Source organism: Bhargavaea ginsengi (genome assembly GCF_900109165.1).
In the GTDB taxonomy this organism is placed as follows: domain Bacteria; phylum Bacillota; class Bacilli; order Bacillales_A; family Planococcaceae; genus Bhargavaea; species Bhargavaea ginsengi.
The window spans coordinates 1,002,686-1,025,879 of record NZ_FNZF01000001.1 but is presented as its reverse complement, the minus strand read 5'-3'; the positions used below and the strand labels follow the sequence as shown (position 1 = coordinate 1,025,879).

Annotated in this window: 18 protein-coding genes, 1 pseudogene and 1 riboswitch; of the genes and pseudogenes, 14 read left to right on the top strand and 5 right to left on the bottom strand. The window is 55.5% G+C overall.

Going from position 1 to position 23,194, the window contains the following annotated elements:
- Positions 1 to 747 (top strand): SDR family NAD(P)-dependent oxidoreductase, encoded by a 747-nt coding sequence (locus tag BMX91_RS04855; RefSeq protein ID WP_092050521.1) that lies wholly within the window; start codon positions 1 to 3, stop codon positions 745 to 747.
- 357 nt (positions 748 to 1,104) lie between these two features.
- A complete protein-coding gene (locus tag BMX91_RS04850) occupies positions 1,105 to 2,550 on the top strand; it encodes an aldehyde dehydrogenase family protein (protein ID WP_092050518.1) in 1,446 nt (481 codons plus the stop codon).
- 161 nt (positions 2,551 to 2,711) lie between these two features.
- On the opposite strand, the gene BMX91_RS04845 is transcribed toward BMX91_RS04850, so the two are convergent.
- Positions 2,712 to 4,142 carry an amino acid permease gene (locus BMX91_RS04845; protein ID WP_092050516.1) on the bottom strand — a complete coding sequence of 477 codons (1,431 nt, stop codon included), beginning with the start codon at positions 4,140 to 4,142 and terminating at the stop codon, positions 2,712 to 2,714.
- A 386-nt stretch (positions 4,143 to 4,528) separates the two neighbouring features.
- Between BMX91_RS04845 and BMX91_RS04840 the strand changes: the two genes are divergently transcribed.
- From BMX91_RS04840 to BMX91_RS04815, 6 genes are read left to right on the top strand one after another with little or no spacing between them, the layout of a single operon-like run.
- Positions 4,529 to 4,747 (top strand): hypothetical protein, encoded by a 219-nt coding sequence (locus BMX91_RS04840; RefSeq protein WP_092050513.1) that lies wholly within the window; start codon positions 4,529 to 4,531, stop codon positions 4,745 to 4,747.
- Complete coding sequence (locus BMX91_RS04835) at positions 4,744 to 6,252, top strand: sodium:solute symporter family protein (RefSeq protein WP_245744248.1); 1,509 nt, start codon at positions 4,744 to 4,746, stop codon at positions 6,250 to 6,252. Before BMX91_RS04840 ends, BMX91_RS04835 begins: the two co-directional genes overlap by 4 nt.
- A 23-nt stretch (positions 6,253 to 6,275) precedes the next feature.
- Positions 6,276 to 7,895 (top strand): amidohydrolase, encoded by a 1,620-nt coding sequence (locus BMX91_RS04830; protein WP_092050511.1) that lies wholly within the window; start codon positions 6,276 to 6,278, stop codon positions 7,893 to 7,895.
- Positions 7,892 to 8,944 carry a C45 family autoproteolytic acyltransferase/hydolase gene (locus BMX91_RS04825; protein WP_092050508.1) on the top strand — a complete coding sequence of 351 codons (1,053 nt, stop codon included), beginning with the start codon at positions 7,892 to 7,894 and terminating at the stop codon, positions 8,942 to 8,944. The genes BMX91_RS04830 and BMX91_RS04825 overlap by 4 nt, the downstream gene beginning before the upstream one ends.
- Positions 8,945 to 9,003: 59 nt before the next feature.
- Entirely contained in the window at positions 9,004 to 9,633 is a 630-nt protein-coding gene (locus tag BMX91_RS04820; protein WP_092050506.1) for an FMN-binding negative transcriptional regulator, read from the top strand.
- A gap of 17 nt (positions 9,634 to 9,650) precedes the next feature.
- Entirely contained in the window at positions 9,651 to 10,907 is a 1,257-nt protein-coding gene (locus tag BMX91_RS04815) for a Zn-dependent hydrolase (RefSeq protein WP_092050503.1), read from the top strand.
- A gap of 75 nt (positions 10,908 to 10,982) precedes the next feature.
- Here BMX91_RS04815 and BMX91_RS04810 read toward each other — a convergent pair whose 3' ends face one another.
- Positions 10,983 to 12,623, bottom strand: a complete 1,641-nt coding sequence (locus BMX91_RS04810; protein WP_092050501.1) for a PucR family transcriptional regulator — start codon at positions 12,621 to 12,623, stop codon at positions 10,983 to 10,985.
- Between the two features lie 146 nt (positions 12,624 to 12,769).
- Here BMX91_RS04810 and BMX91_RS04805 point away from each other — a divergent pair, with 146 nt between their 5' ends.
- The 3 genes from BMX91_RS04805 (at position 12,770) to ald (ending at position 17,023) form a co-directional block, all read left to right on the top strand.
- Entirely contained in the window at positions 12,770 to 14,233 is a 1,464-nt protein-coding gene (locus tag BMX91_RS04805) for a CoA-acylating methylmalonate-semialdehyde dehydrogenase (protein WP_092050499.1), read from the top strand.
- Positions 14,234 to 14,463: 230 nt separating this feature from the next.
- Positions 14,464 to 15,822 (top strand): aspartate aminotransferase family protein, encoded by a 1,359-nt coding sequence (locus BMX91_RS04800; protein ID WP_092050497.1) that lies wholly within the window; start codon positions 14,464 to 14,466, stop codon positions 15,820 to 15,822.
- A 67-nt stretch (positions 15,823 to 15,889) separates the two neighbouring features.
- Positions 15,890 to 17,023: an alanine dehydrogenase gene (ald, locus tag BMX91_RS04795; protein ID WP_092050495.1), complete on the top strand. Its 1,134-nt coding sequence runs from the start codon at positions 15,890 to 15,892 to the stop codon at positions 17,021 to 17,023.
- A 330-nt stretch (positions 17,024 to 17,353) separates the two neighbouring features.
- Here the strand turns inward: ald and BMX91_RS04790 are convergent, their stop codons facing one another.
- A complete protein-coding gene (locus BMX91_RS04790; protein ID WP_092050493.1) occupies positions 17,354 to 18,004 on the bottom strand; it encodes a glycerol-3-phosphate acyltransferase in 651 nt (216 codons plus the stop codon).
- Positions 18,005 to 18,077: 73 nt separating this feature from the next.
- Positions 18,078 to 18,860 carry a YwqG family protein gene (locus BMX91_RS04785; RefSeq protein ID WP_092050489.1) on the bottom strand — a complete coding sequence of 261 codons (783 nt, stop codon included), beginning with the start codon at positions 18,858 to 18,860 and terminating at the stop codon, positions 18,078 to 18,080.
- Between the two features lie 140 nt (positions 18,861 to 19,000).
- A riboswitch (SAM riboswitch) is annotated at positions 19,001 to 19,113 on the top strand.
- 128 nt (positions 19,114 to 19,241) lie between these two features.
- Here BMX91_RS04785 and BMX91_RS04780 point away from each other — a divergent pair.
- The 3 genes and pseudogenes from BMX91_RS04780 to BMX91_RS04770 form a co-directional block, all read left to right on the top strand.
- Entirely contained in the window at positions 19,242 to 20,531 is a 1,290-nt protein-coding gene (locus BMX91_RS04780; protein WP_092050487.1) for an O-acetylhomoserine aminocarboxypropyltransferase/cysteine synthase family protein, read from the top strand.
- Positions 20,532 to 20,639: 108 nt separating this feature from the next.
- Positions 20,640 to 21,635 (top strand): homoserine dehydrogenase, encoded by a 996-nt coding sequence (locus BMX91_RS04775; RefSeq protein ID WP_092050485.1) that lies wholly within the window; start codon positions 20,640 to 20,642, stop codon positions 21,633 to 21,635.
- Between the two features lie 93 nt (positions 21,636 to 21,728).
- Positions 21,729 to 21,890, top strand: a pseudogene (locus BMX91_RS04770) (SDR family oxidoreductase); the annotation flags it as partial.
- Positions 21,891 to 22,260: 370 nt separating this feature from the next.
- On the opposite strand, the gene cysK reads toward BMX91_RS04770, so the two are convergent.
- On the bottom strand, positions 22,261 to 23,184 hold the full coding sequence (cysK, locus tag BMX91_RS04765; RefSeq protein ID WP_092050481.1) for a cysteine synthase A: 924 nt from the start codon (positions 23,182 to 23,184) through the stop codon (positions 22,261 to 22,263).
- Positions 23,185 to 23,194: the final 10 nt, after the last annotated feature.

Below are 23,194 nucleotides of genomic sequence, written 5' to 3'. Positions count from 1 at the left end.
ATGAGGCTCGAAGGGAAAACGGTCATCGTGACAGGCGCCGGCGGCGGCATGGGCCGGGCGATCGTGAAAAAGCTGATCGAAGAAGGCGCAGCGGTCGGGGGAATCGACCTGAAGCTGGCATCGATGGAGGAATTGTCGCACGAGCGGTTCACCCCGTTTGAAGCGGATATCCTCGATGAGGAAGCGATTGCCGGCGTATTCCGGGACATGCACGAAAAAACCGGCCGCATCGACGGACTCGTCAATGCGGCGGGCATCGCGCAGCCCGCGACGCCGATCACCGATGTATCGGTCGCAGACTGGCATCGCCTGATGGACATCAATGCGACCAGCTTGTTCATCACGTCACGTGAGGCTGCCCGCTATATGAAGCAGGCGAAAAGCGGCTCGATCATCACGATCGCCTCGGTATCCGCGGTCCGCCCGCGGCCGGGCCTCCAGTCGTACATCGCATCCAAGGGGGCTGCCGAAAGCTTTACCCGCGCGCTGGCCATTGAACTGGCGGAAGACGGAGTGCGCGTCAACACCATCCATCCGGGACCGGCTGACACACAGATGCTGGCCAAGTTCACGGCAAAGGATGCGGACGTATCGGATACGAGGGAAAGCATTTTCGCTTCAAGCGTCCCGCTCGGCCGGCTGATCCAGCCGGAAGACATCTCGGGCGGCGTCGCCTACCTGCTGTCGGAAGACGCCTCGATGGTGACCGGTACGACACTGCGCATCGACGGCGGAAGAGGTCTCTGATAGCGGTTGGAGCTCGGCTATTTGGAGTAAGGAGCCGTCATTTGGAGTAAAGAGTGGCAACTTGGAGTAAGGGCCGGTTAATTGGAGTAAAGGCCGGCCAATTGGAGTAAGGAGCTGTCATTTGGAGTAAGGAGCGGCAACTTGGAGTAAGGGCCGGCCATTTGGAGTAAGAGCCGGTTATTTGGAGTAAGCGGCAGCAACTTGGTGTAAGAGCCGGCCACTTGGAGTAAGCGGCGGCCATTTAAAGTTAGGACTGGCCCCTCGGAGTAAGGGGTCGTCAATTGGATTGAGAACCGGCCAGTTGGAGCAGGGTTGCACTGGCCGGTTCATGCTTTCATCGGAAAGGGGATGAGTGAGATGAAACGGATCAGAATGCTGATTGGTGGAGACTGGATAGGGGGAGACGGGGATGAATGGCTCCCGGTCGTCAACCCGTCGGATGGGACCCAAATTGCAGAGATTGTCAACGGCACGGCGGAGCATGTCGATGCGGCGGTCCGTGCCGCATCGGAAGCGTTTGAAAGTCCGGAGTGGAAGGCGTGGAAGCCGCATGAGCGGGGAAACCTGCTGATCGATCTGGCACGCCATATCCGCGAGCATGCCGAAGAATGGGCGGAACTGGAATGCCGGGACGTCGGCAAGCCGATGTCACAGGCACGCGCCGACGCCGAGGCGGCCGCCAGGTACTTTGAATTCTACGGCGGTGCGGCCGACAAGGTGATGGGAGATACGATTCCCATCGAAGACGGCCTGCTGAATGCGACTGTGCTCGAGCCGATGGGCGTGACTGCGCATATCATCCCGTGGAACTACCCGCTGCAGATTATCGCGCGGAGCGTCGGGGCGGCGCTCGCGACAGGGAACGCCATCGTCGTGAAAAGCGCGGAGGATACCCCGATGACCGCCCATGCGCTTGCCGAATGGTTTGCCGAAAGCCCGCTGCCGAAGGGCATCTACAACCATGTGACCGGTCTCGGTTCCGGAGCGGGAGCGGCCCTGTCCGCACACCCGGGCATCAACCAAATCACCTTCACAGGGTCTGTCCCGACCGGCATCTCGGTCATGAAATCTGCCGCGGAAAACGTCGTGCCGGTCACGCTCGAGCTCGGCGGCAAGTCGCCGAACATCGTCTTTGCAGATGCAGATGAAGAAAAGACGCTTGACGGGGTGGTCCGGGCGATCATCCAAAACGCCGGCCAGACCTGTTCGGCGGGGTCTCGGCTGCTCGTCCAAGAGGATTATAAAGAGGAATTCCTATCCAAGCTTAAGGCGCGCTTCGGCGAACTCCAAGTCGGCCGCGGCGTGGACGACAAGGACATCGGCCCGATCCTGAACAAGCGTCAGTTTGACCGCATCATGGAGCGGATCGAAGAGGCGAAGGCACAGGGCAAGCTGATTTCCGGCGGACATCCGGTGAAAGTGGAAGGCGGCGAAGGAGGGCACTACATTGCTCCGACCATCATCGACGGCCTCGACCATGACTGCCCGGCCGCACAGGAAGAAATCTTCGGCCCGGTCCTTTCCGTCTTCACGTTCAGTGATGCGGAAGACGCCATCCGCCTGGCGAATGATACGGAATACGGCCTCGTCGCGGGTGTCTGGACAAAGGACGTCGACGTCGCCCACACTGTTGCTTCACGAGTGAAGGCCGGCCAGGTATTCATCAACAACTACGGAGCCGGCGGCGGCATCCAGATGCCGTTCGGCGGCTACAAAAAGAGCGGCATCGGCCGCGAAAAGGGCTTTATCGCACTGCGGAACTATGTGCAGGTAAAGAACATTGCTGTGAAGTTCGGGATTTGAATACAAGCGGAACGGCCGGGTCAGATTCCGGCCGTTTTTTTAATGAGTCGCCACCAATGGGTTCCCGTGTTCCTGCCAATCCCTCCTGAACTCCTACCAATCAGTGTCGAGTTGCTCCCAATCAAAAACCCCCTGCGCCGCAGGGGGGTTCCACTATAACCTTATTTAGGCGAACGCTGCACATGAGCCGGAGCCTGTCCGAGGCCTGTTGCTTCCTGCTTCCTGCGGTAGAACAGGAAGTAGATGCCGACAACACCCAGCGCAACCAGTGTAGTGAGGATGACCTGGATCTGCATCGAAGGGATAAAGAACATTGCCAGGTAGATGCCTGCAACTGCAATGATCGTCGCATACGTCAGGTAAGGGAACAGCCACATTTTGACCGGCAGGTGGCCTCGTTCCTGCTCGAGCCGTTTCCGCATGCGCAATTGCGAGACACTGATGATCAGGTAGACGAGAAGGGCGACCGCACCGGACGAGTTGATCAGGAACAGGAACACCTTGTCCGGCGAGATGAAGTTCAGGATACACGCAACATAAGAGAATACGGTGCTGAACAGGATCGCGCGTACAGGGACGCCTTTTTTGCTGAGCTTCAGGAAGAATTTAGGGGCATCTCCCTTTTTGGCCATCCCGAACAGCATCCGGGAGTTTGCATAGAGTGCCGAGTTCAGGCAGCTGAGCACCGCGGTCAGAACAACGAAGTTCATGATTTGCGCGGCCGCCGGAATGCCGATATGGTCCAGTACGGCAACGAACGGGCTGACAAGGATGTTCGCTGAGTTCCATGGCAGGAGTGTTACAACAACTGCGATCGAACCGATATAGAAGATAAGGATCCGCCAGACAACGCTGTTGGTCGCCGTACGTACGGAACGTACGGGATTCTCTGATTCACCGGCAGCGATGGCGACGATTTCGGTCCCCATAAATGAAAAGATGACAACGGTAATTCCGAGCATGATCGCGCCGAAGCCGGATGGCATAAATCCGCCTTCCCCGAGGAGGTTGACTGTACCCGGAGCCTCGATGCCCGGGTACCATCCGAACAGGACAGCTACGCCAAGGACGAGGAACAGTGTGATGGCGACGACTTTGATGAGGGAGAACCAATATTCGAATTCACCGAACGCCTTGACGGAGAACAGGTTCGTCGCAGTCAGGGCGACTGTCAGAATCAGGCTCATCAGCCAGATCGGGAAGTCCGGAATCCAGTACTGGATAATGGCCGCTCCGGCAAGCGCCTCGATGGCGATGACGACGACCCAGAAAAACCAGTAGAGCCAGCCGATCGTGAATCCTGCCCACGGTCCGATGGCTTCATTCGCGTAGGTCGAGAACGAGCCGCTCGTCGGATATGCGGCGGCCATCTCACCAAGCATCCTCATGACGAGGACAACAATGAGGCCTGCAAATGCATAGGAAAGGATGGAGCCCGGGCCGACGGAGTTGATGACCGCCCCGCTCCCGATAAAGAGTCCCGCACCGATCACCCCCGCGATGGAGATCATCGTGATGTGGCGGGTTTTCAAGTCTGATTTCATGCCCGACTGCGCATCAGCGCCGGGTTCTGTCTGGTTCTGTAAGGTCATTTGAAATTCCCCTTTCAAACTTAAGCGCTTACAGGAAGCGCTTTCAAATGTTGCTTGAAGATACTGACTTCTCTTTATCATAGTTGAGCCTGAGTACTGAAGGAATAGACAGGACGTCAAATACATCGGGGGAGGGGGTGACGGAATGTAAAAACACCTCAAAATATCGCGATCACTGGACATTTCTCAATATTTTCCCTTATTTGGATTCGTTGCTTCATGCAAAGTAGACAATGTGTCCATGAACCCAGATGGATTGTTAGACATATGAACAGAAGAATCAGAATCTTCCGTTCTGTACGATATGGGTACAAGGCGTTTCGCTTTTTTGAAAGCGTTGTCAAAAGGTGGGGGCACTAGGGGAAAAACGATTAGGGGGGAAATGCATGAAAGCAACATTCAGAACACCAAAGACTTACAAAGGGTGGATTGGTCTATTTTCGATTTTGATCATCGTGCTATTGGGGAGCTGGCCGGTTATTCCGCTGCTGAATCATGAAACGATTTTATTCGGTATGCCGATTCTGATGGTTTGGTCGGTCATCCTGATTTTCCTCACCACCGGAACTCTTATGGCACTCAATAAGATGGGGGTGAATGAATGATGGCACAATGGATTCCATTTTTAATTACGATTTCCTACATGGTCATTGCGGTGTGGTTGGGCTTTGGGGCAGGCAAGGGACGCAACATGAACAAAGTGGAAGAATGGGGAGTTGCAGGCCGAAGTCTTGGTCCGCTCGTCATGTATCTGCTTGTAGGCGCAGGGGGAATCAGCGCTTACACATTCATGGGAGCGCCTGGTTGGGCCTATTCTAAAGGCGTTCCTGTTCTGTACGTTGTCGTTTATCTGACGTTTATGGGGATTACCGCCTGGTATCTCGGTCCAAAAGTGTGGGACCTTGGCGTGAAGTATAACCATGTGACGCAGGGGGCAGCGATCACGCACCGTTATGAGAGCCCTGCCTTGGGAGCACTCGCTTCCTTCGTCACTTCGATTGGGGTTCTTGCATATGCCGTTCTTCAAACTACAGGATCGGCTTATATCTTGAATGTCATGAGCCACGGCAAGATTCCGGTGTGGCTGGGCGTAATTTTGTCACTGGGCGTCATTTCAATTTATCTGTTCAAGAGCGGCCTGCGTGCAATCGGGATCACGAATGCGTTTCAGGGCGGGCTCATGTTTGTTGTTTCCTGGGCATTCGGGCTTTGGGTGGTCAAACAGTTTACGGGCGGCTATTCATTCGGTCCGGTGTTTGAACGGGTCCGGGATGAAGCTCCGCAATTCCTGACACTCCCGGGCAATTTGGGCGATATGGGCTTTGCGTTTTGGACGACATCCATCCTGATCTCCATGGTTTCAGTCTGGCAGACACACTGGATTCAGTGGATGGGTGCCAATACAAAGAAATCGATCCGCACCGCGGCCACGATGCTCCCGACCTACTACATCGTGTGTATCCCGATGCTGGTGGTAGGATTCATCGGCATCTTCGTCTACCCGTCGCTGGCTCAGGCGGACACCGTCGCAATCCAAATGGCGATGGACAGCATGCCTGTTGTCATCGCGGGACTTCTGGGAGCGGGAACATTGGCGGCGGCCATGTCCTCAAGCGAGCCGTGTATCCACGGGACTGCACTTAGCTACAGCAAGGACATCATCCAGCCGATCTTTAAAATTTCCGATGAGAAGGCAGGTAAAATGACACGCTGGCTCATCTTCCCGATCATGGGTCTGATCGTAGCGCCAATCTCGATCATGCAGCCTGCCAGCCTCGTCTACATTCTTCTGATCGGCTATGGTTTCATCGGTCAGGCATTCCCGGCGCTGGTCGGAATGTTCTTCTGGCCGCGCGCAACGAAGCAGGGCGCATTCTGGGGTCTGGCAGCCGGCTTTGTTGTGACACTGGTCTTCTCGGTCTGGTTCCCGCATCCATTAGGCATTCATGCCGGAATTTGGGGACTCTTCGTTAACCTGCCGATCTTCTTCATTGTCTCCCTCTTGACTGAGCCTGTCTCCAAGAAGACGGTTGAAGAGTTCTTCCCGGATATGGTGGATGATCTTTACGAAGAAGTATCGGAAACTACAACGAAACCGGCATCTATCTGACGACATGGAAGGGGAAATGCATCATGGCAAAGGAACTGTTTATCAACGGTGAGGTCATTACCGTCAACGAAAAAAACGAAGTTGCGCAAGCTGTTGCCATAGAGGACGGCAGAATAACAGCCGTCGGCACAACAGAAGAAATCCTGAAGTTGCAGGACGTGGGAGTGGAGATAACCGATCTCAAGGGGCGCACGTTAATGCCCGGAATCATCGAGTCTCACATCCACACGACAATGTACGGAGCGAACGTTCTTGCTGTATCCTGCAAGGATTCTGGTATTCGAACAATCTCGAACTTACTGGACAAGCTTAGGGAGCAGGCGGCTTCTGTTCCCGAGGGACAATGGGTCCGTGCATGGGGCTTCAATGAGAACTCCATCGAGGAAGGCCGTTTTCCGACACGGGAAGAGCTGGACAGTGTCACAGACCGGCATCCGGTGATGGTGGTCCGTGCTTGCGGCCATATCTCTGCAGTCAACAGCCGGGGACTGGATGTCGGCGGGATCACCCGTGATACGCCAGATCCGGAAGGCGGAACCATCAGCCGGGATGCTGATGGTGAGCCTGACGGGCGCCTCATTGAGAATGCCCACATGAACCTGTATCAGCGTGCTGCCCATACCCGTGATGAGATCCGGGACGCCCATAAGGTCGCCTCCCGCCATTTTGCGGAAAAAGGGATTACAGCTGTCCATGATGCAACCGGATATGGCATTGATAATATCGAGGCGTTGCGTGAGGATGCCGAAGAGGGGGTCATCGCACAGCGTGTCTATGCGATGGTCGGGGCATTGAACAACCCCGATCAAGTCGTCAGGCACTACCTGGAGAAAGACATCCGGACCGGAGACGGAAACGACCGGTTCAGATACGGTCCGGTCAAGGTATTCCTGGATGGCTCAAGCAGCGGGCCGACTGTCTGGACGACGGAACCTTATACGAGTGATCCGGAAAACTATGGCATTCACTACATGACACAGGCAGAGCTCGATGAATTGTTCATACCTGCCCACGAAAAAGGCTGGCAGATCACAGCCCATGCGCAGGGTGACGCGGCCATCGATCAGTTGCTGAACACGATTGACAAGGCTCTTCAGCTTCATCCGCGCGAAGATGCGCGCCACCGCATCGAACACGCCGGACTTGCAAGAAAAGACCAGGTTCAGCGGATCAAGGAACTGGGTGCCGTCCCGACACCCAACCCTGCATTCTTCCATGAATACGGGGATGGATATCTGAAGAACTACGGTGAGCGTGCACAGGGCATGTATCCGCTCGCAAGCTACCGCGAAGCCGGCGTTCCGGCAACACTGACAGCAGACTGTCCGGTTACGGATTTTAACCCGATGAGGGGCATTCACAGTGCTATTACAAGAAAGGCGCCGTCCGGCCGGATAGTTGGGGAGGCAGAGCGGATCGGACTGATTGATGCCATCCGGTGCTGCACGATCAATGCGGCGTACTCCGGTTTCAGCGAGGACAGCACGGGATCCATCGAACCCGGTAAATTAGCGGACCTCGCCATCTTGGACCGTTCGATTCTAAATGCTGAAGTTGACGATATTCCAGAAATCCTGGTCGACCGGACGATCATTGGAGGAGAAACTGTCTTCGAACGGAGCGAAGAGGCGATCAGGTCATGAATGATACCCGGACGGTCCGGAAAATACGTCTGAGTGGTTCGCCTTATGAGATCGGTCGCGGCCACGGGGAGCAGGGAAAGAGAGAGATCGGAAAAAGCCTGGAAACATATGAGGCTCTTTTCCTCGGATATACTGGGATGTCTTGGCATGATGCCTGTGAAAAAGCACTTCTGCACCATGATGCGATTTCGGCATTCCGGCCCGAATACCTTGAAGAAATGCAAGGTGTTGCGGATGGTGCCGGTGTCAGGTTCGAGGATATTCTCGCACTAAATGCTAGAAGTGAGATCGCACTTACGGCTACCCCGGATGGTTGTACTTCATTCGCTTGCAAAAAGGGGAGCGAAGTCTGGCTCGGTCAGAATTGGGACTGGAAAAGCAGCCAGACCGACTCCCTCTTGGATATTGAAATTAGTCAGGAAGGGAAGCCCTCGGTGCGGATGATCACGGAAGGCGGCATCATTGGGAAAATCGGTTACAACAGCGCCGGCGTTGGTGTTTGTCTGAACGCACTCATGACAAGAACCTGGCAGCCGAAAGTGCCGATCCACCTCGGGCTGCGCGCTGTTTTGGACTCCCATACTTTCGAGGAAGCTTCTGGAGCAGTCAGGAATGGAAGAATGGCCTCCCCCGCCCATTTCCTCATCGCCTCCAAAGGCGGTGAGATGGCAGGGACAGAAGTGTCTCCTGTTCATACTGCAGCCATCCCGGCTGAGGATGAAATGGTGATTCACACAAACCACATCTGCGATCCGCGGATGCAGGAGGCGGTGGCTGACTTCCCGATACCGGATTCTGCTCCAAGGCTGGACCGGATCAAAGAGCTGATGAAGGGGTTGGAAGAAAAGGCAAGTGCTGAACAATTGTTCGGCATGCTGTCAGACCACGACAACTATCCGGACTCCATCTGCCGGCACGTCAATCCGTCCCATCCGGAGCACATGCAGATGGAAACAGTCTTCAGCATCGTCATGAACCTTACCACCGGATCATTTGAGTATCGCGTAGGAAGGGCATGTGAAGCAGGCGCCGGTTCAAGCAGTTTCTGAACCGGTGCTCTTCCTTTTGTAAGTGAATTGCCCGATTCTACGGAAAGGAGCAGAGTGCCGTGTATATCCCTCCGAAGTTTAAGATCACTGATGAAGACATGAATGTCCAAGTGATCCATGAACATGGTTTTGCCACTTTGTTCTCACAGCATGACGGAGTGCCATTTGCCGCTCACTTACCGCTAATGTTAAGCGAAGACCAAACATCCCTTTATGGACATTTCGCCCGTCAGAATCCGCAATGGAAAGACATTGCCGGTCAAACAGTTCTGGCCGTTTTCCATGGACCACATTGCTACATTTCGCCTTCCTGGTATGAGACGAATCAAGCAGTGCCGACGTGGAATTACGTGACGGTACATGTCCTGGGAGAAGTCGAGCTGCTTGAACACGGGAGTGAATTAACGAAACACCTGAATGATATCGTTCTTAAATATGAGGCGCCTGACAGTTCGTACAGGCTGGACGACGCGGGTCTGGATTTCATCGATGGAATGACCAAGGGTGTCCAAGGATTTAAAATCAACATCAGCAACATCGAAGGAAAGGCAAAGTTAAGTCAAAACCATCCTTTACATCGACAAAAACGGATCATCGAACAGCTTGAGAAAAGCACGGATTCTGATGAGCGGAAAATCGCAGCATCCATGAGGACAAACTTAGAAGCCAGATCCGTCTCTTTAGATTAGTTATTGGGGGAGATTATTTGGAAAAGATCGATCGCAAGCGTCTGCAAAGCCTGCTGGAACAGTTCAGTTCGTTTGGAGCAACCGAGAAAACTGGAGTGACCAGGCTTTCCTTGTCCAAAGAAGATATCGACGCACGTGGTAAGTTCGTTGAAATCAGTGAAGAAATCGGGTTGTCGGTGAAGGTCGATGACATGGGAAATCTATATGCGACGCTTCCCGGCAAAGAAAATCTGCCTCCGATTGCAATGGGCTCACATTTGGATTCGGTTGTAAAAGGGGGACGGTTCGACGGTACACTGGGCGTTGCGGCAGGATTGGAAGTTGCCCGGACACTCGTCGAACGGAATATTGAGCTGAATCATCCGATTACCGTGATTAACTTTACAAACGAAGAGGGTGCCCGGTTTGATCCTGCGATGATGTCTTCCGGAGTACTGGCGGGTAAGTTTGAAAAACAGGACATGCTTGAGTCTTCGGACACAGAAGGTGTGAAATTTGGCGATGCACTTAAGCAAAGCGGTTATGCGGGTGACAGGGAGAACCGTTTGAACGAAGCGTCGGCATTCCTTGAACTGCATATCGAACAGGGACCGGTCCTTGAACATATCGGCCGGGAGATCGGCGTAGTCGAAGGGGTAATGGGGATGGTTTGCTGTGAGATTTCCTTGAAGGGCGAATCGAACCATGCAGGAACCACACCGATTCCGATGAGGAAAGACCCTATGTTTGCTTCAGCGAAAATCATTGTGGATCTTCAGGAAGAGCTCAAGAAGCTCCCGGAGGATCTTGTCTATACAATCGGCAGGATCAATGCCACTCCGAATGTCCACACGGTCATACCTAATGAAGTTACATTCACACTGGAAGCACGCCATAAAGATATGGATGTGATCCGCCATGTGGAGGGAATCATTGACAATCTGCCTGCCTTCATCGATCAGTGTTCGCTAACATCCAGGAAGTTATGGGGACGCGATACAGTGATCTTTGAAGAGTCTGTTGTCAACACTGTCTCTGAAGTGGCAGAAGGACTTGGCTTCAACAGTCACAGAATGTACAGCGGGGCCGGACATGATGCACAGTTCATCGCAAGTTACATTCCAACGGCGATGATTTTTGTTCCGAGTGCAAAAGGCTATAGTCACCGTGAGGATGAATACACATCTTTCGAAGAATGTGCAAAAGGTGCTGATGTTCTTTTGAATACAGTATTAAAGCTGGATCGGGAGAGCGCTCCGCAAAAGAAAAAGGTGTTGGAAGAGAATAGGGTCTAACAGAAATAACGGGGATGTCCTGATCAAACAGACATCCCCGTTGTTTTATGGATCCAATCGACTTGCCTGCCTGGTTTAATGAACCGGCATCGGCTTTTCCGTTTCGTTCCGTTCCAGCATCCGGTATGCCTGTATCGCCACTTCAAGCGCGAGCCGGTTGGCCGGGTCCATGAAGTTGCTGCCGAGCAGCGCCTCCAGCTTGCCGATCCGGTGATAAAGGGTCTGGCGGACGATGAACAGACGATCCGACGCCTCTTTCTTGACGCCGCCGCATTCCAAATAGACGACCAGCGTCTCGAACAGGCGGCTGTCATGGCGGGCGTCATGCTCAAGCAACGCTCCCAGATAATCGTCCACATAGGTCTCGAGTTCTCCGCTCCGCTTCAGCAACAGCAGCAGGCGGTGGATACCGAGCCCTTCATAGAACTCCGATTCCGTGATGCCTTCATCCTGGAGGCGGATGACGTCCTCGCTCTCCCGGTAAGCCTTGCGGATGTCCGAGATGTCCTGGTACGTCTTTCCGATACCGAAGCGGCTCCCTTCGAACTGCTGGGGCTGCATGTTCCGGAAGTCCTGGATCAGCGGCTGGAACCGGCTGGCCGATCGGCTCTGCTGCTCCTCCGAGATGAAAAAGGCGATGACGACCATTTCGTTTTCGCCGGAGGTGATCGCGGGGAAAAATCCGTGCCGCTGGAACAGGCTGCGGATAAGCAGCGCCCGCTGGACAAGCTCTTCTTCAAGAAGGTCCTGCGACGGGAAGGGCGGCTTTTCCGGCATGCGGATGCTGAATATCCGGTAGTACATATTCCTGCCTCGCGCCGGAAGAACGGCCCTGACCGTGTCCGGATCTGCCCGCCGGCCGGTGATGAGGTCGCGGACGACCTTGTCCTCCAGGTTCTGCTTCCGTTCCTCGACCGTCCGGTTGCGCAGGAGCACCTGCGAGATGGCGAGGCCCGCGCGGTCCAGGATCAGGAAGTAGAAATCATCCCGGAGCGGCTCGTCCATGCCGAGGAATAGGCGTCCCCATACCTGTCCGGGGCCCCGCACAGGCACGGAGGCGTAGCGGCCGGCGGGTGTATCCGCGTAGCGCCCGCACGCTTCCAGTCCGCCTTCTGAATCCACCAGTGCCCGGAGCAGCGCCTCGCTTTCCTTCGCCTCGGAAGGATAAAAGTAAGGGGCGGGCCGGTCGGCTATAAAGATCGCCTCTCGCCGGAAGTATTCATGGAGCTCCTGAAGGATCTTCAGGATTCCGTTGGACGTGAGGGACAGTTCGATAAAGCGTCCCGAAAGGCGGTCCAGTTCGGAAATCATTTTATGATGCCGGTTGATCAGCGCCGTGTGGAGGTCCTGTGTGATATCAACAAAGCGGATCACTTCATCGAACACGATAATCGGGAAGCCGCGCCTGTCCGCCAGATCGATGACTTCAGGGGCGACCTTCCGGGACGGGTCCCCCAGTTCGATGCACAGTGCGGACGCGCCCAGCTCATCCAGCCGGCGGATATAGTCCAGTTGTGTGTCCAGGTCGAGTGTCATGCTGATGCCGGTCGTCAGGATCAGCTCGCCGCCGTTGATGAGTTCCTCAAATTCGCGGACTTCAAGAATGTGGGACCAGCGGATCTTCCGTGAAAGGCCGGATGCCCCCGCGGCCAGTTTGGCTTTGTGGAATGACTCGCGCTGCAAAATTTCCCCGACAGTCAGTTCGATGTCTTTCATGATCAGCCTTCCTTCCGTCAAATCTGTTCACCAGTCTATTTGACACATTGTCAAATGACAAACATTCTGATAGTTTGTACAGTAGATTATGAAGTGAACAGTTCGAACCGTCAATATGGTGATTTACCTATGAGGAGGAGTTATCCATGGAAACAGCAACCGTAAAAACGCAAACGCTTTCAAACTACATTGGTGGACAATGGGTCAAATCGACTACCGAGAAATATGAGGAAGTTCCGAACCCGGCAACGGGGGAAATCATCGCCGAAGTCCCGATTTCCACAAAGGAAGACCTCGACAAGGCGGTAGCCGTGGCGAAAGAGGCATTCAAGACATGGAAGAAGACGCCGGTTCCGCAGCGTGCCCGGATCATGTTCAAGTTCCAGCAGCTGCTTGTTGAGAACTGGGATGAGCTCGCGCGCCTCGTTACGATTGAGAACGGCAAAAGCTTCACGGAAGCGCACGGCGAAGTGCTGCGCGGCATCGAGTGCGTCGAGTTCGCGGCGGGCGCGCCGTCCCTCATGATGGGACAGCAGCTTCCGGACATTTCGAAGAACATGGAATCCGGGATGTACCGCTATCCGATCGGCGTCATCGGCGGCATCACGCCGTTCAACTTCCCGATGATGGTGCCGGCATGGATGTTCCCGCTCGCAATCGTCGCAGGGAACACCTTCATCCTTAAGCCGTCCGAACGCACACCGCTGTTGGCTAACCGCCTGGCGGATCTCCTTAAGGAAGCAGGCCTTCCGGATGGGGTGTTCAACATCGTCCACGGCGCTCACGACGTCGTCAACGGTCTCCTGGAGCACAAGGACGTTCCGGCGATTTCCTTTGTCGGCTCCCAGCCGGTCGCGGAATATGTCTACAAGACAGGTACGGCTCACGGCAAGCGTGTCCAGGCACTGGCAGGCGCGAAAAACCATTCGATCGTCATGCCTGACGCTGACCTCGACAACGCCGTCAAGAACATCACAGGCGCGGCATTCGGCTCCGCCGGCGAGCGCTGCATGGCAGCTGCGGTTGTGGTCGCTGTCGGTGACGTCGCAGATAAGCTTGTCGACCGCCTCAAACAGGCTGCGGACGACATCACAATCGGCAACGGACTTGAAGACGATGTGTTCCTCGGCCCGGTCATTCGTCCGGCCCACAAGGACCGCACAATCGGCTATATCGAATCCGGTGTGGAAGAAGGCGCGAAGCTCGTACGCGACGGCCGCAACGACAAATCCCGCTCGGAAGGCGGCTACTTCGTCGGGCCGACAATCTTTGATGACGTTACTCAGGAAATGAAGATCTGGAAAGACGAGATCTTCGCACCGGTCCTCTCCGTCGTCCGCGTCGAGACGCTGACAGAAGCGATCGAGTTTGCGAATGCGTCGGACTTTGCTAACGGTGCATGCCTGTACACAGACAGCGCATCGGCAATCCGCGAATTCCGCGACGACATCGATGCCGGCATGCTCGGCGTCAACCTTGGCGTCCCGGCCCCGATGGCCTTCTTCCCGTTCTCGGGCTACAAGAAGTCCTTCTACGGAGACCTCCACGCCAACGGCAAAGACGGCATCGAGTTCTATACAAGAAAGAAAATGCTCACGCAGCGTCACTGATAGAAAAGCGGAGCGGGCCTGTTCAGACCCGACAGGCATAAGACGGAATGCGGAGCGGGCCTGTTCAGACCCGCAAGACGAATAAGGTTCAACGAAAGACCAACGGGGGATAACGAAAGACCAATGGGGGAGACCGGAAGACCAAACAGTGTCCACGAAAGACCAGCAAGCAGCCGCCCCCGTGGCGGCTGACTTCTAATAATGAGTTCTTACCGAAAGGGGATAGCACGATGACCGTTGTAAAAACGGAAGCCCAAACGCTCGTCGAAAAAGACCGGCAGAACGTCTGGCATCATATCTCTCCGTATGTGGAGAAAAGCCCGCCGATGATCTGGGCAAAAGGGGAAGGCGCCTGGGTGACGGATCATGAGGGGAACCGTTACCTGGACGGCATGTCCGGTCTCTGGTGCGTCAATGTAGGATACGGACGCGAGGAGCTGGCGCAAGCGGCCTATGAGCAGATGAAGGAATTGTGCTACGTGCCGATGACGCAGAGCCATGAGCCGGCGATTGAGCTCGCAGCCAAGCTGAACGAATGGCTCGAGGACGACTACATGATCTTTTATTCCAACAGCGGGTCCGATGCGAACGAAGTGGCGTTCAAGATCGCCCGACAATACCACCAGCAACAGGGGAATGCCTCGCGCTACAAGTTCATCAGCCGTTACCGCGCCTACCATGGCAGCTCGATGGGTGCGCTTGCCGCAACCGGGCAGTCGCTCCGCAAATACAAGTATGAGCCGCTCGCGCCGGGCTTCCTGCACGTAGCGCCGCCGGACAACTACCGCCGCCCGGAAGGCATGAGCGTTGAGGACTACAACATCATGCGTGCGGAAGAGCTTGAGCAGAAAATTGTCTGGGAACAGGAAGAAACGGTTGCAGGGGTCATCATGGAACCGCTCATCACGGGCGGCGGCATCCTCATCCCGCATCCGGTTTACCTGGAAAAGGTACAGGAGATCTGCAATAAGCACGGCGTCCTCCTGATCATTGACGAAGTCATCTGCGGATTTGGCCGCACGGGCAAGAAGTTCGGCCACCAGAACTTCGGCGTGAAGCCGGACATCGTGACCATGGCTAAAGGCCTGACAAGTGCCTACCTGCCGCTATCGGTCACCGCGGTGCGCAAAGATATTTATGAGACCTTCAAAGACAGCGCGGATAATAGCCATTTCCGCCATGTAAACACATTCGGAGGCAACCCTGCAGCATGTGCTGTGGCGCTGAAGAACCTGGAGATCATCGAGCGGGAAGGCCTCGTTGAGCGGGCGGACCGCCACGGCGAGCGTCTCCGTGCGGAACTGGCACAGCTTGATGAACACCCGTATGTCGGAGAGGTCCGCGGAATCGGCTTCCTTCTTGGTATCGAGCTGGTCGAGGATAAGAAGACCCGCGAACCGGCAAGTGCCGCGCGCATCGGCAAGATCATCGCCGACTGCAAGGCGAACGGCCTGATCGTCGGGAAAAACGGTGACACGGTTGCGGGACACAACAATATCCTGACCCTGTCCCCGCCGCTTGCCTGCACGGACCAGGATGTCGACTTTATTATTTCGGTCATCAAGAAGGTTTTTGAAGAGAATCGTTGAAATAAATGAGTTGGGGATTAACTAACCGGGAGGCGGCTGCCTCCCTTTATAATGGAGGGAAATGGAAATGAGAATCGGTATACCTAAAGAGATCAAAAACAATGAAAACCGCGTTGCAATGACGCCTGCAGGAGTTGCGACACTGGCCACTGCCGGCCATGAGGTGATCATCGAAAAAGGAGCGGGACTCGGTTCCGGCTTTACCGATGAGGAGTATGCCAACGAAGGCGCGGTGATCGTAGAAACTGCGGCAGATGCGTGGGCTGCCGAGATGGTGATGAAGGTCAAGGAGCCCCTGCCGGAAGAGTACGGCTATTTCCGTGAAGACCTGATCTTGTTCACGTACCTTCACCTGGCTGCGGAACCTGAACTTGCTGCAGCGCTTCTCGAGAAGAATGTCACCGCCATTGCCTATGAAACCGTCCAGCTGCCGAACCGCTCGCTGCCTCTTCTTTCGCCGATGAGCGAAGTGGCAGGCCGCATGGCGACACAGATCGGCGCACAGTTCCTGGAGCGCATTCACGGCGGGAAGGGTATCCTCCTTTCCGGTGTACCGGGCGTCCAGCGCGGAAAGGTCACCGTCATCGGCGGCGGCATGGCGGGCGCGAACGCAGCCCGCGTTGCAGTTGGCATGGGGGCGAAAGTTACCGTTATCGACTTGAGCCCGGAGCGTCTCCGCCAGCTGGACGACCAGTTCGGCAACGACATCCAGACACTCATGTCGAATCCGTTCAACATCGCTGAAGCAGTGAAGGACGCAGACCTCGTCGTCGGTGCCGTGCTGATCCCTGGTGCCAAAGCGCCAAAGCTCGTCACGGAAGAGATGATCAAGTCGATGCAGCCGGGCTCCGTACTAGTCGATATCGCAATCGACCAAGGCGGGATCTTCGAAACATCCGACCGCATCACAACACATGATGCTCCGACTTACGAAAAGCATGGAGTAGTCCACTATGCCGTCGCGAATATGCCTGGCGCAGTGCCGCGCACATCCACGATGGCGCTCACGAACGTCACTGTTCCGTATGCTCTCCAGATCGCCAACAAAGGCTGGAAGCAGGCAGCACTCGACAACGAACCACTCCGCAAAGGCTTCAACACACATGCCGGCCGTGTGACTTACAAAACAGTTGCAGAAGACCTCGGCTACACGCACGCTGATCTTCTCGACCTGGTCGAGCCGGTTGCACAGCACAACTAATTGAACATGAAGAGGGGGATCTGTCTTGGACAGGTCCCCTTTTTAGTATGAGTGCTAATATTACTGGTGATGAACTGAAATTTCCTCTTGGGCAACTGTGACCGCCAACAGCCACAGATGTTGATTTCGTCATTCATCCGTCCGGTCTCGTCATTCATCTAACCAATTTCGTCATTCACCCTGATAATCTCGTCATTCAGATCCTGAAAGCGGACGAATGACGAAATTGAGCCGGCGAATGACGAAACCAAGTCCCAGAATGACGAAATTGAGCCCACGAATGACGAAACCGCGGGAAGCAGATTCCTAAGACAGAGCGGATCCCTACTCTCAGGCCGTCTTCTTCTTCCCGAACACCGACGACACCCGTTTTTCCTCGCCGGCCCTCATCCTGCGGAAGTTCTCGAGATGCTTCCATATCGCCATCGCGAACAGCCCGGCAGCGATCAGGTCCGGTCCGATTCCCGCAGCAAAAACGACGGCAGTCACGGTGAAGGTGACATACAGCATGAGGACCCCAAACACGAGAAAGTCGGTTGCGAGAGAAACAATGATGAGAAGAGCGAGCCCTACGATTCCAATTTTCCAGTCAAAGCCGAGGAGCACACCGATGACTGTAGCTGTTCCCTTGCCCCCATTAAAGCCCATATGGAACGGGAAATTATGTCCGAGGATTGTCGCGGCCGCCACCGCGAAAACAAGCAGTGCGCTTGCTTCAGGACCGAGTCCGGCCGAGGTGGCGATGCCCCTGGTGAGAAGCACAGCCGCGATGCCTTTCCCGATGTCGATGGCGGCGACGAGTGCGCCATATTTCTTGCCAAGTACGATGGCCGCATTTGATGCACCGGCGTTTTTGACGCCAGTTTCTTTCAGGTTTACACCGGACAGCCGTCCGGCAATGGTGGATCCGTGGATATTGCCGATCAGGTAGCCGGCAATCACCGCAACGGCAATCCATAACCAGCCCATGGATTCGGGCATGTTTTCAGCCTCCAATCTTGGTGGGTGCCTTATATTAAGGTTCATTCAGCCTAATATAAGGCGGATCAAGTCATCATCCGCTCTGCATGATCATATGCGAACGGTCAAATCGCTTTTCAGCAAGGTCTTCTTTCCGGATGCAGAAGTACAGCATGCCGAGGTCGCCCCAGACGGCACCCAGGTCGTCATCGCTGTCCATCTGGAAAAGCAGGATATAGTCATCCGCCGCTTTCCCGGCTTCGTCCCAGTCTTCGATTGCATCACCATAGTGGGCGATTTCAGCGAACACAGGGTTCTGCACGGCAAACGGATGGCCGAGCACCTGGTGGTGGGGAGCCCCTTCTTCCAATAGCTCAAAGATAGTCTCGCCGGTGTCGTCGTCGAAGTCCATCCCGATGATGGCATCGGCATCCAGCGTTTCCGCGGCGTGGAAGACGGCGGCGAATTCCGGAAGCATCCGCTCTTCCGGCACATCACGCCGTTCAAGTCTGGTCGGATCTTCATGATAAAGGACCTTCCAGCCGCTTCGGTCCGTCTCATCGCCGCCCCATGGCTGTTCCACGGTGTCATAGAAGAAAGACAGGATGCCTGTGTCCGGAAGGGGGCGGGCGTCTCCGGCAAGCGCGGCGTCCGACAGGTTGATCTGCGCAATCAGCGTAAGCGGCTTCCCGTCTTTGGACGGGATCTCCACATCAGGCGGAAGGTCCGGCGCGCCTCCGAACTTCGATGCGCCGGGTGCCAGCGTCCCGGCGGCGTCTTCTTTATGCAGTCGGAAGCCGGGCTTCGTCAGTTCAGAGAATGGCGCAATGTATTTGGCCAGTCCATTTGCTTCCAGCTTATCTCTCCAGGTTTTCATAGAATCCCTCCCGAACGGCAGTCTCCTAAGTTAACGGATGAGGAGGCGAAAACGTTTCATGTTTTTTCTGAAAAATACACTTGACTTTGCCCGCAGCACAGTCCTATACTGTTTACCAGATGGAAAACAAAATCAGAATACTCTTATCAAGAGCGGCGGAGGGAATAGGCCCTGCGAAGCCCGGCAACCGGCAGACCATGTCTGCAAAGGTGCTAATTCCTACAGGTCCGGGAGCGGATCTGACAGATAAGGGGAGGCATGCGGCGTGTTCGCATCGGCCCTCTTCCTATCAGAGAAGAGGGTTTTTCATTTTTCCGAAAAGACAAAACCTCCTCTCCTATCGTGTTTCCATCGAAACCATACCTTTAGGAGGAAATCAATATGACAAACTTCAAACCAGAAACGATTCTCGTGCACGGAGGCCAGGAGCCGGATCCGACAACAGGCGCGATTGCAGTACCGGTCTACCGCACGACAGCTTATGCATTCCGTGACACGGAGCACGCGCAAAACCTGTTCGCCCTGAAAGAGTCAGGCAACATTTACTCCCGCATCATGAACCCGACAGTAGACGCGTTTGAGAAGCGTATCGCGGAACTGGAAGGGGGCACGGCTGCCGTCGCGCTTTCTTCCGGAATGGCGGCAATCGCGTTCTCGATCCTGAACGTTGCACAGGCCGGTGACGAAATCGTCTCCGCGGCAAACCTGTACGGCGGGACATACAACCTGTTCGCGGTCACACTCCCACGCTATGGCATCAACGTGAAGTTCGTCGACTCGACAGACCCTGAAAACTTCCGCGCGGCGATCACCGACAAGACAAAGGCGATCTTCGGCGAAATCATCGGCAACCCGAGCCTGAATGTCCTTGATGTGGAAGCTGTTGCGAACATCGCGCATGAAAACGGCCTGCCGCTCATCATTGACTCCACATTCGCTTCGCCTTATGGCTCGAACCCGATTGAGCATGGTGCGGATGTTGTCGTTCACTCCGCAACAAAATGGATCGGCGGACACGGCCGCGGTGTCGGCGGCGTAGCTGTTGACGCGGGCAAGTTCGACTGGACACAGGGACGCCACCCTGGCTATACAGAGCCGGATGAGACTTACCACGGCCTCCGCTACGGCATCGATACGGCGCAGGCGGCATTCGCAACACGCCTCCGCGTGCAGCTGCTCCGCGACTTTGGCCCGACACTCAGCCCGGATAATGCATTCCTCTTCCTTCAGGGACTTGAGACGCTCCATCTCCGCATCCAGCGCCACAACGAAAACGCCCAGAAAGTTGCGGAGTGGCTGAAGGATCACCCATCTGTCGAGTGGGTCCAGTACAACGGCCTCGAAGAGCACCCGTCGTACGAACTCTCCAAGAAGTACCTGAAAAGCGGCGCCGGATCAGTCGTCATCTTCGGCATCAAAGGCGGACGCGAAGCGGGCCGCAAGCTGATCGACAACGTGAAGCTGTTCTCGCATGTCGCAAACGTCGGTGATGCACGCTCGCTCATCATCCACCCGGCATCCACAACGCACCAGCAGCTGTCGGCGGAAGACCTGAAGAAAACAGGCACAACTGAAGAACTCGTACGCCTCTCCGTCGGTCTCGAGAACGTCGAAGACATCATCGCCGACCTGAAGCAGGCCATTGAGGCAGCGGCGCCAGTCAAAGCATAAAACGATGTAGAATGTTTATACAATTTTAAATTTTCCCGCCCCGGGGGTTTCCTTACGGGGCGGAACTTGTTATATTGGAAGGAATCTTTATGTCGGAGGTGTTCGCCCATGGCTCCAGTGAAAGCGGCCATCCTTGGATTCGGTACGGTCGGCCAAGGCATTTATACAATCGTGAATGAACGGAAACAACAACTCGAGAAAACGATCGGTACCCCGATTGAAATCGCAGCCATCCTCGTCCGCGATTTGGATAAAACCCGCCCGGAAACTCCGGGAGTCCTCATTACCGACCGGTTTGAGGAGATCCTGGCCATCCCGGATCTGAAGGTCGTTTTCGAAGCGATCGTCGGCGAAGAGCCGGCACGCACCTATCTGGAGCAGGCGATCGCCGCCGGCTGTCATGTCGTAACTGCGAATAAAGTGATGTATGCCAAAGCCGCCCCTTCACTTGAACGGCAAGCCAGGGAGCAGGGGACCGGCATTGGATATGAGGCGACCGTCGCAGGCGGCGTCCCGGTGATCAAGACGATCGATAACCTGAATCTTTCCAATGAAGTGACCGGCATTCAGGGCATTCTGAACGGAACTTCGAACTTTATCCTGACGAAGATGCGCAAGGAATCGTGTACCTTCGAGGAGGTTCTGAAGGAAGCGCAGGAACTCGGCTATGCCGAGGCGGACCCGACCAATGACGTGTCCGGCTTCGATGCCTTCTGCAAGCTGATGATTCTGAGCGGCCTGTCGTTCGGTGAGCAGCCGGACTGGGAAAACGTGCCGATGGAAGGCATCGATGCGCTTTCTCTTGACGAAGTGATCGACGCAGACCGCCAGGGCCTCCGCTACCGCCATATCGCGGATGTCCGCAGAGGGGAAGACGGCTCCATCCAGGCATCCGTCGGCCCGGTGCTGATCGGCCCGGACCATCCGCTGTACGGCATCGACGGCGTCGACAACGCCGTCGCCATCGAAACGGCCTACGCCGGAACGCTCACCGTCATCGGCCCTGGGGCAGGCATGCTGCCGACCGCGAGCGTGATGGTCGAGGACGCAGCGGTGCTGCTGCGGAAACACGCCACCTTTCGCGAACTCGTGACCCGTTCATAAAAAAGCGATGCCCTTCTTTTGGGGGCATCGCTTTTTGGTGCAAGTTAAATTCCGGTCAGACTGTTTGAGAAGTTTATGGATGTACTGGGCACTAAAAAAGGTGAGGCATTAGAACAATTCGCTTCCACGATTTCATTGGGCCGTACCCAAGAACCCCAAGATGTTGCCAACCTGGTTGCATTCCTGGCTTCCGAAGACGCCAGCTACATCACCGGACAGGCGATCTTGACGGACGGCGGGATCGTCTACAGATAATCATCGGCCAGAATAAATACTGAAACGTCAAGAAAGCCTCGGCATGCGCTGAGGCTTTCCTTTATATTAATCGGTGTTCAGGAGGTTAGCTGAAGCTGGCCCGGGTATGGTGCCGTTGAAGTGGAAAAGTAAAATCACCACGCCCGCGAACTAGCAGAGGCCGTCACAAAGAACGGCGTCTGTGCTCAAAAGCGCCAGCGCTGGGCGACGAGGGTCCGCAACGGAAAGCCGAGTTTGAAGAATACCCTTCTGAGTTTGAAGAATACCCGCCCGAGTTTGAAAAATAGCCCCCTGAGTTTGAAGAATACGAGCGGGCGGCTGTTCGCCGGCCACAAAAAAGGAGATCCCCGGTAAATTCGGGGATCTCCTTTTATTCAGGAAACAGGTCAGACGACAGGTACCTCTCGCCGGTGTCCGGGGCGAGACAGAGGACGTTGGCGCCTTTCGGCAGCTTCTTGGCGATCTGGACGGCGAAGTGGGCGGATGCCGCCGCGGAAGCACCAACGAAGATGCCTTCTTCCGCGGCGAGGCGACGTGCCATGACTTGCGCGTCGCCGTCTTCGATGAGGAGGATCTCGTCATAAACGTCCCGGTTAAGGATGGCCGGGACAAATCCCGGGCCGGTGCCAGGAATTTTGTGCGGGCCGGGTTCTCCGCCGGACAGGACGGGTGACCCCTTCGGCTCGACGACATAGATCTTCAGGTCCGGGATCTGTTTTTTCAGTTCTTCTCCGGTTCCGGTCACGGTGCCGCCGGTGCCTGCCGTCAGGACGAAGGCATCCAGCTTGCCGTCAAATGCATCCAGGATTTCAACGGCGGTCGTGCCGCGGTGGGCATCCGAGTTTGCCGGGTTCTCGAACTGCATCGGGATGAACGCGTCCGGAATGTCCGCAGCCAGCTCTTCCGCCTTGGCGATGGCGCCGTTCATGCGTTCGGCTGCAGGCGTCGAATACACTTCCGCGCCGTATGCCTTCAGGATTTTCACCCGTTCCGCGGTCGCGTTGTCAGGCATCGTCATGATGCACCGGTAGCCTTTGGCCGCGCATACCATGGCGAGGCCGATCCCCGTGTTGCCGGACGTCGGCTCGATGACTGTGCTTTTTCCGGGAATCAGCTTGCCGTCAGCTTCGGCCCGCTCAATCATGTTCAATGCTGCGCGGTCCTTTACGCTGCCGCCGGGATTAAATGATTCCAGCTTAATATATACATTCGCACCGTCCGCGTCGGGAATTTTATTGAGCCGGACGGCGGGGGTGTTGCCGATCAGGTCCAAAATGGACTGGACGATTTTCATGGCAGATTCC